Source organism: Citrobacter sp. Cpo089, from assembly GCF_030332695.1.
In the GTDB taxonomy this organism is placed as follows: domain Bacteria; phylum Pseudomonadota; class Gammaproteobacteria; order Enterobacterales; family Enterobacteriaceae; genus Citrobacter; species Citrobacter portucalensis.
Window position 1 is genome coordinate 24,325 of record NZ_JAOWHJ010000051.1, and the last position, 13,220, is coordinate 37,544.

11 protein-coding genes are annotated in these 13,220 nt (G+C 51.9%); 10 read left to right on the plus strand and 1 reads right to left on the minus strand.

Annotation, left to right across the window (positions count from 1 at the left end; all coding sequences use genetic code 11):
• Positions 1 to 16 precede the first annotated feature (16 nt).
• From atpD to phoU, 9 genes are all read left to right on the plus strand, one after another.
• Complete coding sequence (atpD, locus tag OGX92_RS09530) at positions 17 to 1,399, plus strand: F0F1 ATP synthase subunit beta (protein WP_003023806.1); 1,383 nt, start codon at positions 17 to 19, stop codon at positions 1,397 to 1,399.
• A 20-nt stretch (positions 1,400 to 1,419) separates the two neighbouring features.
• Entirely contained in the window at positions 1,420 to 1,839 is a 420-nt protein-coding gene (locus OGX92_RS09535) for a F0F1 ATP synthase subunit epsilon (protein ID WP_003023809.1), read from the plus strand.
• Between the two features lie 674 nt (positions 1,840 to 2,513).
• The gene (gene glmU, locus OGX92_RS09540) at positions 2,514 to 3,884 is read left to right on the plus strand and encodes a bifunctional UDP-N-acetylglucosamine diphosphorylase/glucosamine-1-phosphate N-acetyltransferase GlmU (protein ID WP_003827028.1); all 1,371 of its coding nucleotides are present in this window, start codon (positions 2,514 to 2,516) and stop codon (positions 3,882 to 3,884) included.
• A 240-nt stretch (positions 3,885 to 4,124) separates the two neighbouring features.
• Positions 4,125 to 5,954 carry a glutamine--fructose-6-phosphate transaminase (isomerizing) gene (glmS, locus tag OGX92_RS09545; RefSeq protein WP_286586467.1) on the plus strand — a complete coding sequence of 610 codons (1,830 nt, stop codon included), beginning with the start codon at positions 4,125 to 4,127 and terminating at the stop codon, positions 5,952 to 5,954.
• A 334-nt stretch (positions 5,955 to 6,288) separates the two neighbouring features.
• Entirely contained in the window at positions 6,289 to 7,329 is a 1,041-nt protein-coding gene (gene pstS / locus OGX92_RS09550) for a phosphate ABC transporter substrate-binding protein PstS (RefSeq protein WP_003827033.1), read from the plus strand.
• A 143-nt stretch (positions 7,330 to 7,472) separates the two neighbouring features.
• Complete coding sequence (gene pstC / locus OGX92_RS09555; RefSeq protein WP_003827035.1) at positions 7,473 to 8,432, plus strand: phosphate ABC transporter permease PstC; 960 nt, start codon at positions 7,473 to 7,475, stop codon at positions 8,430 to 8,432.
• Complete coding sequence (pstA, locus tag OGX92_RS09560) at positions 8,432 to 9,322, plus strand: phosphate ABC transporter permease PstA (RefSeq protein WP_003827037.1); 891 nt, start codon at positions 8,432 to 8,434, stop codon at positions 9,320 to 9,322. The genes pstC and pstA overlap by 1 nt, the downstream gene beginning before the upstream one ends.
• Positions 9,323 to 9,368: 46 nt before the next feature.
• The gene (pstB, locus tag OGX92_RS09565) at positions 9,369 to 10,142 is read left to right on the plus strand and encodes a phosphate ABC transporter ATP-binding protein PstB (protein ID WP_286586469.1); all 774 of its coding nucleotides are present in this window, start codon (positions 9,369 to 9,371) and stop codon (positions 10,140 to 10,142) included.
• Positions 10,143 to 10,156: 14 nt separating this feature from the next.
• Positions 10,157 to 10,882, plus strand: coding sequence for a phosphate signaling complex protein PhoU (gene phoU / locus OGX92_RS09570; protein WP_003023824.1), 726 nt, complete (start codon positions 10,157 to 10,159; stop codon positions 10,880 to 10,882).
• Positions 10,883 to 11,003: 121 nt separating this feature from the next.
• Here phoU and yieH read toward each other — a convergent pair whose 3' ends face one another.
• Positions 11,004 to 11,669, minus strand: a complete 666-nt coding sequence (gene yieH / locus OGX92_RS09575; protein WP_003827040.1) for a 6-phosphogluconate phosphatase — start codon at positions 11,667 to 11,669, stop codon at positions 11,004 to 11,006.
• 167 nt (positions 11,670 to 11,836) lie between these two features.
• On the opposite strand from yieH, the gene adeP reads away from it, so the two are divergent.
• On the plus strand, positions 11,837 to 13,174 hold the full coding sequence (adeP, locus tag OGX92_RS09580; protein WP_003827042.1) for an adenine permease AdeP: 1,338 nt from the start codon (positions 11,837 to 11,839) through the stop codon (positions 13,172 to 13,174).
• Positions 13,175 to 13,220 lie beyond the last annotated feature (46 nt).

Below are 13,220 nucleotides of genomic sequence, written 5' to 3' on the forward strand. Positions count from 1 at the left end.
TCGTAGAGGATTCAAGATGGCTACTGGAAAAATTGTCCAGGTAATCGGCGCCGTGGTTGACGTCGAATTCCCTCAGGATGCCGTACCGCGCGTGTACGATGCTCTTGAGGTTATGAATGGTAAAGAGAGCCTGGTGCTGGAAGTTCAGCAGCAGCTCGGCGGCGGTATCGTACGTACCATCGCCATGGGTTCTTCCGACGGTCTGCGTCGTGGTCTGGAAGTTAAAGACCTCGAACACCCGATCGAAGTCCCGGTAGGTAAAGCAACCCTGGGTCGTATCATGAACGTCCTGGGTCACCCGATCGACATGAAAGGCGATATCGGTGAAGAAGAGCGTTGGGCTATCCACCGCGCAGCACCTTCCTACGAAGAGCTGTCCAGCTCTCAGGAACTGCTGGAAACCGGCATCAAAGTTATCGACCTGATGTGTCCGTTCGCTAAGGGCGGTAAAGTCGGTCTGTTCGGTGGTGCGGGTGTAGGTAAAACCGTAAACATGATGGAGCTGATCCGTAACATCGCGATCGAACACTCCGGTTACTCCGTGTTTGCGGGCGTAGGTGAACGTACTCGTGAGGGTAACGACTTCTACCACGAAATGACCGACTCCAACGTACTGGACAAAGTATCCCTGGTATATGGCCAGATGAACGAGCCGCCGGGCAACCGTCTGCGCGTTGCACTGACCGGTCTGACCATGGCTGAGAAGTTCCGTGACGAAGGTCGTGACGTTCTGCTGTTCGTTGATAACATCTACCGTTACACCCTGGCCGGTACAGAAGTATCTGCACTGCTGGGTCGTATGCCATCAGCGGTAGGCTACCAGCCGACCCTGGCGGAAGAGATGGGTGTTCTTCAGGAACGTATCACCTCTACCAAAACCGGTTCTATCACCTCCGTTCAGGCGGTATACGTACCTGCGGATGACTTGACTGACCCGTCCCCAGCAACCACCTTTGCTCACTTGGATGCAACCGTGGTACTGAGCCGTCAGATCGCTTCTCTGGGTATCTACCCGGCAGTTGACCCGCTGGACTCCACCAGCCGTCAGTTGGATCCGCTGGTTGTTGGTCAGGAACACTACGACACCGCGCGTGGCGTACAGTCCCTGCTGCAGCGTTATCAGGAACTGAAAGACATCATCGCCATCCTGGGTATGGATGAACTGTCTGAAGAAGATAAACTGGTGGTAGCACGTGCGCGTAAGATCCAGCGCTTCCTGTCCCAGCCGTTCTTCGTTGCGGAAGTATTCACCGGTTCTCCGGGTAAATACGTTTCCCTGAAAGACACCATCCGTGGCTTTAAAGGCATCATGGAAGGCGAATACGACCACCTGCCAGAGCAGGCGTTCTACATGGTTGGTTCTATCGACGAAGCCGTGGAAAAAGCCAAAAAACTTTAACGCCTTAATCGGAGGGTGATATGGCAATGACTTACCACCTGGACGTCGTCAGCGCAGAGCAACAAATGTTCTCTGGTCTGGTCGAGAAAATCCAGGTAACGGGTAGTGAAGGTGAACTGGGTATTTTCCCGGGTCACGCCCCGCTGCTCACCGCCATTAAGCCTGGTATGATCCGCATCGTTAAACAGTTCGGTCATGAAGAGTTTATCTATCTGTCCGGCGGCATTCTTGAAGTGCAGCCTGGCAGCGTGACCGTACTGGCTGATACCGCGATTCGCGGACAGGATCTCGATGAAGCGAGAGCCCTGGAAGCGAAGCGTAAGGCTGAAGAGCATATCAAGAGCTCTCATGGTGACGTGGATTACGCTCAGGCATCTGCGGAACTGGCCAAAGCGATCGCGAAACTGCGCGTTATCGAGTTGACCAAAAAAGCGATGTAACACCGGCTTGAAAAGCACAAAGGCCAGTCTGGTTTCCAGGCTGGCTTTTTTTATGGCTTGGTTACAGGAAATATGTAAATAAAAAGCAGTTTTATTATTTCGTGATTTAGATCATAAAAATATTGATTGGTTAAAAAATGAGGCGTAGACTCTTTTTATGTGATGTATGTCACATAATGAACTCAGATAAAAAAAGAGATACCAACATGAAATTGATCAACAAAATCATCGCCCTGTTCAGCAATATGAGTTTTTAGTCTTTCCCCGCCAGCTCTGTGGCGCGAAGCTTAATGCGGTTTATCAGCTAGCGTCATCGTCATTAAATCCCCCCTCCTTCGCTGTATCATTTGTTCTCTATCATTCCTCCCCTCAATTTTCCTAACCCGTTTTTCTGCTTCTCACTGAATCACATAAATAAAATCGTACTATGCTGATGTAATGCTTTATTCATGCGGTAAAAAAATAGCAAAAACATTAACCTAAGGCTTTAATAAGAGCAGACTCCTGGTTTTTGGGAGACAAAAGACGCAGATATAGACGAAAATAGTGAGTTATCAGATGGGGAATCCCCCCTGTTGAACGTTTTATCTTCGGTCCATTTCACGCTGAAAAAAATGTAGTATTTTCAATGTGAAACGGTATAAATTCGTTCTCAAATTACAGTCAGGACGTGTATGTTGAATAATGCTATGAGCGTTGTGATCCTTGCCGCAGGCAAAGGCACGCGTATGTATTCCGATCTTCCTAAAGTGCTGCACACCCTCGCAGGAAAGCCGATGGTTCAGCATGTCATTGATGCAGCTAATGAATTAGGTGCGACTCATGTACACCTTGTCTACGGACACGGTGGCGATCTGCTTAAGCAAACGCTGAAAGATGGCAATCTGAATTGGGTTCTGCAGGCTGAGCAGTTGGGTACCGGCCATGCAATGCAGCAGGCGGCGCCATTCTTTAGTGATGACGAAGACATTTTAATGCTCTATGGCGATGTGCCGCTGATCTCTACCGATACCTTACGTCGCCTGCGTGAAGCCAAACCGCAGGGTGGTATCGGTTTGTTAACGGTAAAACTGGACGACCCTTCCGGCTATGGGCGTATTACGCGCGAAAACGGTAACGTCACAGGGATCGTCGAGCACAAAGATGCAACTGACGAGCAGCGTCAAATCCAGGAAATCAACACAGGCATTCTGATTGCCAACGGCGCTGACATGAAGCGTTGGCTGTCTAAACTGACCAACAACAACGTGCAGGGTGAATACTACATCACTGATATCATCGCGATGGCGTATCAGGAAGGACGTGAAATTGCTGCGGTACATCCGGCACGAATCAGTGAAACGGAAGGGGTAAATAACCGCCTTCAGTTATCCCGTCTGGAACGTGTGTATCAGTCCGAGCAGGCAGAAAAACTGCTGCTGGCGGGCGTGATGCTGCGCGATCCTGCACGTTTTGATCTTCGCGGTACGCTGATTCACGGGCGCGATGTTGAAATTGATACTAACGTTATCATTGAAGGTAACGTAACCGTTGGGGATCGCGTCAAGATTGGCGCTGGCTGCATCATCAAAAACAGCGTGATTGGTGAGGGTTGTGAGCTTAGCCCGTACAGTGTGGTGGAAGATGCCCATCTGGAAGCCGCTTGCACCATCGGTCCATTCGCGCGTCTGCGCCCGGGTGCTGAGCTGCAGGAAGGCGCACACGTGGGTAACTTCGTCGAAATGAAAAAAGCGCGTCTGGGTAAAGGCTCTAAAGCTGGTCATTTGACCTATCTGGGCGATGCGGAAATTGGCGATAACGTGAATATCGGCGCGGGTACGATCACCTGCAACTACGATGGTGCCAATAAGTTTAAAACCATTATTGGTGATGATGTGTTTGTGGGTTCTGATACTCAGCTGGTGGCGCCTGTCACCGTGGGTAAAGGTGCGACGATTGCCGCCGGAACCACCGTAACGCGTAATGTCGCCGATAATGAACTGGTATTAAGCCGTGTACCTCAGGTTCATAAACAGGGCTGGCAGCGTCCGGTGAAGAAGAAGTAATTTATTTTTGCCGGATGGCGGCTTTGCCTTATCCGGCCTACGTGCGGTGACGTTCTGTAGGCCTGATAAGCGTGAGCGCCATCAGGCAGACAAGAGATGAGGGGATAATATAATCCTCCGCTCAACAAGCAGTACCTATAAAAATAACCCCACTCTCTACAAGGCTCGGGGCGCCCGGAATACGGGTATCAGGTTGACCGACAACGACAGGCACAATGCCTAAATTCGGAATCAAAAAATATGTGTGGAATTGTTGGCGCTATCGCGCAGCGTGATGTAGCTGAAATCCTTCTCGAAGGTTTACGTCGTCTGGAATATCGTGGTTATGACTCTGCTGGTCTGGCCGTTGTCGATGCTGAAGGCAACATGGCCCGTCTGCGTCGTCTGGGTAAAGTGCAGATGCTGACTGCTGCTGCGGAAGAACATCCGCTGCATGGTGGTACTGGTATTGCTCACACCCGCTGGGCGACACACGGTGAACCTTCAGAAGCGAACGCGCATCCCCATGTTTCTGAACACATTGTTGTGGTGCATAACGGCATCATTGAAAACCATGAACCACTGCGTGAGCTGTTGAAAACGCGTGGCTACACCTTTGTTTCTGAAACCGACACCGAAGTGATTGCTCACCTGGTGCACTGGGAGCTGGAACAGGGTGGTACGCTGCGTGAAGCCGTGCTGCGTACTATTCCGCAGCTGCGCGGTGCCTACGGCACGGTGATCATGGATACCCGTAACCCGGAAACCCTGCTGGCGGCCCGTTCTGGCAGCCCGCTGGTGATTGGTCTGGGTATGGGGGAGAACTTTATCGCTTCCGATCAGCTGGCACTGCTGCCGGTAACCCGTCGCTTCATCTTCCTGGAAGAGGGCGATATCGCGGAAGTGACCCGTCGTTCGGTCTCTATTTTCGACAAGTCTGGCGCGGAAGTGAAACGTCAGGATATCGAATCTAATCTGCAATACGATGCGGGCGAAAAAGGTATTTATCGCCACTACATGCAGAAAGAGATCTACGAACAGCCGAACGCAATTAAAAACACGCTGACCGGCCGTATCAGCCACGGTGAAGTGGATTTAAGCGAGCTGGGTTCGCATGCCAACGAGCTGCTGTCTCAGGTTGAGCATATCCAGATTATCGCCTGTGGTACGTCGTACAACTCCGGTATGGTGTCCCGCTACTGGTTTGAATCGCTGGCTGGCATTCCTTGTGATGTCGAAATTGCTTCCGAATTCCGCTATCGCAAATCCGCCGTGCGTCGTAACAGCCTGATGATCACCCTTTCCCAGTCAGGTGAAACGGCAGATACCCTGGCGGGTCTGCGCTTATCCAAAGAGTTGGGCTATCTGGGCTCGTTGGCTATTTGTAACGTACCGGGCTCTTCTCTGGTGCGCGAATCCGACCTGGCGATGATGACCAATGCTGGTACCGAAATCGGCGTGGCCTCCACAAAAGCATTTACCACTCAGCTGACCGTTCTGCTGATGCTGGTGGCGAAACTGTCTCGTCTGAAAGGCCTGGATGTGGCTATTGAGCAGGAAATCGTTCACGGTCTGCAGGCGCTGCCGAGCCGTATTGAGCAGATGCTGTCTCAGGACAAACGCATTGCCGCTCTGGCTGAAGGTTTCTCTGATAAACACCATGCGCTGTTCCTGGGCCGTGGCGATCAGTACCCGATTGCGCTGGAAGGCGCGCTGAAGCTGAAAGAGATCTCTTATATTCACGCTGAAGCTTATGCCGCAGGCGAACTGAAACACGGTCCGCTGGCGCTGATTGATGCCGATATGCCGGTTATCGTAGTCGCGCCGAACAACGAACTGCTGGAAAAACTGAAGTCCAACATTGAAGAAGTTCGCGCCCGTGGCGGTCAGCTGTACGTCTTTGCTGACCAGGATGCTGGCTTTACCAGCAGCGAAAACATGCACATCATTGAGATGCCGCATGTGGAAGAGGTGATTGCACCGATCTTCTACACCGTTCCGCTGCAGCTGCTGGCGTATCATGTGGCGCTGATTAAAGGCACCGATGTGGATCAGCCGCGTAACCTGGCTAAGTCGGTTACCGTAGAGTAATCCGTACCTAACTGAACTGAAAATGCCCTGCTATAAGCGGGGCATTTTTTTAAACTTGTTCTGTTTTTAATCAATTATCCCGCCTGTTTTATGTGACAAACCGTCATCTTCAGCTACTGTTTGCAGTGTCATAAAAAGAAAATTTTAGCGAAATATTACTGTCATGGTAATTATTAACGTTTTGTTTTAAATGTATTTTTAGATAAATAGCTTTCCGTATTTTTCATTGTCATAAAACTGTCATATTTCGTACATTTAACTGTCACCTGTTTGTCCTATTTTGCTCACAGTAGCAACTCAAACAACAATTTACGAAAACCGTGCAGGAGACATTATGAAAGTTATGCGTACCACTGTCGCAACTGTTGTCGCCGCGACCTTATCCATGAGCGCGTTCTCTGCGTTTGCAGCAGCGAGCCTGACAGGTGCAGGCGCAACCTTCCCTGCGCCAGTGTATGCCAAATGGGCAGATACCTATCAGAAAGAGACCGGTAGCAAAGTAAACTACCAGGGTATCGGCTCCTCCGGTGGTGTAAAACAAATTACGGCCAATACCGTTGATTTCGGCGCTTCTGATGCACCGCTATCTGACGAGAAACTGGCACAAGAAGGCCTGTTCCAGTTCCCGACCGTTATCGGCGGTGTGGTGCTGGCGGTGAATATCCCAGGACTGAAATCCGGCGAGCTGGTGCTTGACGGTAAAACGCTGGGCGACATCTACCTCGGTAAAATTAAGAAGTGGGATGACGAAGCCATCACCAAACTGAACCCAGGTCTGAAGCTGCCTTCGCAAAATATCGCCGTTGTGCGTCGCGCTGATGGTTCTGGTACTTCCTTTGTCTTCACTAGCTACCTGGCGAAAGTGAACGAAGAGTGGAAATCTAAAATTGGTTCCGGCTCTACCGTTAACTGGCCGACCGGTCTGGGCGGTAAAGGTAACGACGGTATCGCCGCGTTCGTACAGCGTCTGCCGGGTTCTATCGGTTACGTTGAGTACGCTTACGCTAAGCAGAACAACCTGGCGTACACCAAGCTGGTCTCTGCTGATGGCAAACCGGTAAGCCCGACCGAAGAAAACTTTGCCAACGCCGCTAAAGGCGCTGACTGGAGCAAAACCTTCGCTCAGGATCTGACTAACCAGAAAGGTGACGATGCGTGGCCAATCACTTCCACCACCTTCATCCTGGTCCATAAAGAGCAGAAGAAGCCTGAGCAGGGCGTTGAAGTGCTGAAATTCTTCGACTGGGCATACAAAAATGGTGGCAAACAGGCTAATGACCTGGATTACGCCAGCCTGCCGGACAGCGTGGTTGAGCAGATTCGTGCTGCATGGAAGACCAACGTGAAAGACAGCAGCGGTAAAGCGCTGTACTAATAGAATATCTTTAACGAGTTGGCGGATGGCGCTACGCTTATCCGCCCTACAGTTCCGACTGTAGGCCCAATTTGTAGGCCGGATAAGCGTAGCGCCATCCGGCAGGGCAATTTCGTAAACGCGTTTAACTTAAAGAGTGATTTATGGCTGCAACCAAGCCTGCTTTTAACCCACCGGGTAAAAAGGGTGACATGATATTCAGCGTGCTGGTAAAACTGGCTGCGCTGATTGTGCTATTGATGTTGGGTGGCATTATTGTCTCTCTGGTTATCTCCTCCTGGCCAAGCATTCAGAAATTTGGTTTCTCCTTTTTGTGGACCAAAGACTGGGATGCGCCGAACGATATCTACGGCGCGCTGGTACCTATTTACGGTACGCTGGTCACCTCGTTTATTGCATTGCTGATTGCCGTTCCGGTGAGTTTCGGCATTGCGCTGTTCCTGACTGAACTTGCACCTGGCTGGCTGCGTCGCCCGTTGGGTATCGCTATTGAACTGCTGGCAGCAATTCCGAGTATCGTATACGGCATGTGGGGCCTGTTTATCTTTGCCCCGCTGTTTGCGACTTACTTCCAGGAGCCGGTCGGGAACATCCTTTCCAACATTCCGTTTGTTGGCGCATTGTTTGCCGGCCCGGCGTTTGGTATCGGTATTCTGGCGGCTGGTGTGATCCTCGCTATCATGATCATTCCGTACATTGCTGCGGTTATGCGTGATGTGTTCGAACAAACGCCGGTGCTTATGAAAGAGTCAGCCTACGGCATCGGCTGTACCACCTGGGAAGTTATCTGGCGTATCGTCCTGCCGTTCACCAAAAATGGTGTGATCGGCGGTGTGATGCTGGGTCTGGGCCGCGCGCTGGGTGAAACAATGGCGGTGACCTTTATCATTGGTAACACCTACCAGCTCGATAGCGCCTCGCTGTACATGCCGGGCAACAGTATTACCTCTGCGCTGGCGAATGAATTTGCCGAAGCGGAATCTGGCCTGCACGTTGCTGCGTTGATGGAACTGGGTCTGATTCTGTTTGTGATCACCTTCATCGTACTGGCGGCGTCTAAGTTCATGATCATGCGCCTTGCGAAGAACGAGGGGGCACGCTAATGGCTACGCTTGAAATGCAAAACACCACTGCGCTGGCGGAGTCCCGCCGTAAAATGCAGGCACGTCGCCGTCTGAAGAACCGCATCGCGCTGACGCTCTCTATGGCGACCATGGCGTTCGGTCTGTTCTGGCTCATTTGGATCCTGATGTCCACGATCACCCGTGGTATTGACGGTATGTCGCTGGCGCTGTTCACCGAAATGACGCCTCCGCCGAATACAGCGGGTGGTGGTCTGGCGAACGCCCTGGCCGGTAGCGGACTGTTAATTCTGTGGGCGACCGTGTTTGGTACACCGCTTGGCATTATGGCGGGTATCTACCTGGCAGAGTACGGACGTAAGTCCTGGCTGGCTGAGGTTATCCGCTTTATCAACGACATTCTGCTGTCTGCACCATCAATCGTGGTCGGTCTGTTCGTTTACACCATCGTGGTAGCAAAAATGGAACACTTCTCTGGCTGGGCAGGCGTTATCGCGCTGGCGCTGCTGCAGGTGCCCATTGTTATCCGTACCACGGAGAACATGCTCAAGCTGGTGCCGGATAGCCTGCGTGAAGCCGCCTATGCACTGGGTACGCCGAAGTGGAAAATGATTTCTGCGATCACCCTGAAGGCGTCTGTCTCGGGGATCATTACAGGCGTTCTGTTAGCGATTGCTCGTATCGCAGGTGAAACGGCTCCGTTGCTGTTTACGTCGCTCTCCAACCAGTTCTGGAGCACCGACATGATGCAGCCTATCGCCAACCTGCCGGTCACTATCTTTAAGTTTGCGATGAGCCCGTTTGCTGAGTGGCAGCAACTGGCCTGGGCCGGGGTACTGATTATTACCCTGTGCGTACTGCTGCTGAACATTCTGGCGCGCGTCATTTTCGCGAAGAAGAAACACGGTTAATTTTTACGGCGTGGCTGATGCGGCGCCGAATGAGGAAGAGATTGAAATGAGTATGGTTGATACTGCCCCGGGTAAGATTCAGGTTCGTGATTTGAACTTCTACTATGGCAAATTCCATGCCCTGAAGAACATCAACCTGGATATTGCTAAAAACCAGGTAACGGCGTTTATCGGGCCGTCAGGCTGTGGTAAATCGACGCTGCTGCGTACGTTCAACAAAATGTTTGAACTGTACCCGGAGCAGCGTGCGGAAGGTGAAATCCTGCTGGATGGCGACAATATTCTCACCAATACCCAGGATATCGCTCTGCTGCGTGCCAAAGTGGGCATGGTATTCCAGAAGCCAACGCCGTTCCCGATGTCCATCTACGACAACATCGCTTTTGGCGTGCGTCTGTTTGAGACACTCTCGCGTGCGGATATGGACGAGCGTGTGCAGTGGGCATTGACCAAGGCCGCATTGTGGAACGAAACCAAAGATAAATTACACCAGAGCGGGTACTCTCTCTCGGGTGGTCAGCAGCAGCGTCTGTGTATTGCGCGTGGTATCGCCATTCGCCCGGAAGTGCTTCTGCTCGATGAGCCATGTTCAGCGCTCGACCCTATTTCTACCGGGCGTATCGAAGAGCTGATCACTGAGCTGAAAGAGGATTACACCGTTGTTATCGTTACCCACAACATGCAGCAGGCTGCGCGTTGTTCCGATCACACGGCATTTATGTACCTGGGCGAGTTGATTGAGTTCAGCAACACGGACGATCTGTTCACCAAGCCCGCGAAGAAACAAACTGAAGATTACATCACCGGTCGTTACGGCTGATTCAGGAGCTTGTTGTGGATAACCTTAACCTTAATAAACATATTTCCGGCCAGTTCAATGCAGAGCTGGAAAGCATCCGTACCCAGGTGATGACCATGGGCGGCATGGTCGAGCAGCAGCTTTCTGATGCAATCACGGCGATGCACAACCAGGACAGCGAGTTGGCGAAGCGCGTCATTGAAGGCGATAAGAACGTCAACATGATGGAAGTGGCGATCGACGAAGCCTGCGTGCGTATCATCGCCAAGCGTCAACCGACAGCGAGCGACCTGCGTCTGGTGATGGCGATTATCAAAACCATCGCTGAGCTGGAACGTATTGGCGACGTGGCGGACAAAATTTGCCGTACCGCGCTGGAGAAGTTCTCGCAACAGCACCAGCCGCTGCTGGTAAGCCTGGAATCACTGGGCCGCCATACCGTACAAATGCTGCATGACGTTCTGGATGCGTTTGCACGTATGGATCTGGACGAAGCAGTGCGTATTTATCGCGAAGATAAGAAAGTTGACCAGGAATATGAAGGCATCGTGCGTCAGCTGATGACTTATATGATGGAAGACCCACGTACCATTCCAAGCGTGCTGACCGCGCTGTTCTGCGCACGTTCCATCGAACGTATCGGTGACCGCTGCCAGAATATCTGCGAATACATCTTCTACTTCGTGAAGGGACAAGACTTCCGTCACGTGGGCGGAGATGAGCTGGATAAGCTGCTGGCGGGCAAAGATCCGAAGGAATAAGCAGCTTGTTGCGTTCGCCGGGTTCCCCCGGCGTCGCTATTGTAGGCCGGATAAGGTGTTACGCCGCATCCGGCATTCTGCGCCATTCGCCTGATGGCGCTTTGCTTATCGGGCCTACTGTTTATTCGACGATATTCCAACCCCGCGCCTTCCACAATTCCGGCAACTGTGCCAGATCGGTAAACGTCGTCACTTTTGGATGATCGATCGGTTTGTTATGCGGATCGGCGCAGAAGTAGAACACTTCCATCCCGGCGGCAATCCCCGCCTGCGCACCTGCGCTGGAATCATCAACCAGAATGCAGTTCTCAACGTTAACGTCCATCGCTTTCGCCGCATGGAACATCAGGGCCGGATCGGGCTTCCAACGCTGAATATCGTAGCCGCTGAACAGTAAATCAGGGAAATGGTGCAACATGCCCAGCTTACCCAGCGAATGCTGCATTTTGCTGACTGGACCGTTAGAGACCACACACATTGGTACGGCCATGCTGTCCAGTAGCGCATTGGCACCGGCAATCACCTCCAGTTCCGTATCGAACAGACGTGCGACCTCAGCGCGGTAAACCGGTTCTAAATCGGCTTTTGCCAGTTCGACACCGTGCTCTTCGTTGATAATGTCGATGATCTCGTACAGCTTTACCCCCTTGAAGCGTTTGAAAATTTCTTCAAGATCGAGCGTAATGCCAAACGCCTGGAACATGCTGACATACGCGCGAGAACAAATCACTTCACTGTCGACAAGGGTACCGTCACAGTCAAAAAATACGGCTTCTATCTGGGACATGTCATTTCTGTTTTAACAAGTTTAACGTTTTCGTAATGCATTATTGGGCGACGCAATCGTTGCCGTATAAGCAAAATCAATGAAAAAAGTTGCTCATAACCCAACCCTATTGTCGCATTTTGGTATAGGATAGCGACGAATTTTCCCTCCTTGTTCGGAAATTGATAATGAGTCAACAACACACAACCCAGGCTTCCGGCCAGGGGATGCTGGAACGCGTGTTCAAACTGCGCGAACATGGCACGACGGCACGGACCGAAGTGATCGCCGGTTTAACGACCTTCCTGACGATGGTGTATATCGTTTTTGTTAACCCGCAAATTCTTGGCGTGGCTGGCATGGATACCAGCGCTGTCTTTGTTACCACCTGCCTTATTGCTGCATTTGGTAGCATCCTGATGGGCCTGTTTGCCAACCTGCCGGTCGCACTTGCGCCTGCTATGGGCCTGAACGCATTCTTCGCTTTCGTGGTCGTTGGCGCGATGGGGCTGTCATGGCAGATTGGTATGGGCGCTATCTTCTGGGGCGCTGTTGGTCTGCTGCTGCTGACTATTTTCCGCGTTCGTTACTGGATGATTGCCAATATCCCGGTTAGCCTGCGTGTGGGGATCACCAGCGGTATTGGTCTGTTCATCGGCATGATGGGGCTGAAAAACGCCGGTGTTATCGTCGCCAACAAAGACACGCTGGTGTCTATCGGTAACCTGACGTCCCACAGTGTACTGCTCGGTATCCTGGGCTTCTTTATCATCGCGATTCTGGCGTCACGTAACATTCACGCGGCGGTGCTGATTTCTATCATTGTAACCACGCTACTGGGCTGGATGCTGGGCGATGTCCATTACAACGGTATCGTTTCTGCGCCACCGAGCGTGATGTCTGTTATCGGACATGTCGACCTGGCCGGTTCGTTTAACATTGGCCTGGCGGGTGTGATTTTCTCGTTCATGCTGGTTAACCTGTTCGACTCCTCCGGTACGCTGATTGGCGTTACGGATAAAGCCGGTCTGGCGGATGCGAAGGGCAAGTTCCCGCGCATGAAGCAAGCGCTGTATGTGGATAGCGTGTCGTCGGTTACCGGGGCGTTTATCGGGACTTCTTCCGTTACTGCGTATATCGAATCTTCTTCCGGGGTTTCGGTCGGTGGACGTACCGGTCTGACCGCCGTTGTCGTTGGCCTGCTGTTCCTGCTGGTTATCTTCCTGTCGCCGCTGGCGGGGATGGTACCGGGTTATGCAGCCGCTGGTGCGCTGATTTACGTTGGCGTCCTGATGACATCAAGCCTGTCGCGCGTGAAGTGGGATGACCTGACAGAAGCGGTTCCGGCGTTTATTACTGCCGTGATGATGCCCTTTAGCTTCTCAATTACCGAAGGTATTGCACTGGGCTTTATTTCTTATTGCGTGATGAAGATTGGTACCGGACGTTTCCGCGATCTCAGCCCGTGCGTCATCATTGTCGCGCTGCTGTTTGTGCTGAAGATTGTGTTTATCGACGCGCACTAATCGCTGTTTATTTGCCCATATGTAAACAAGCCCGGCATATCGCCGG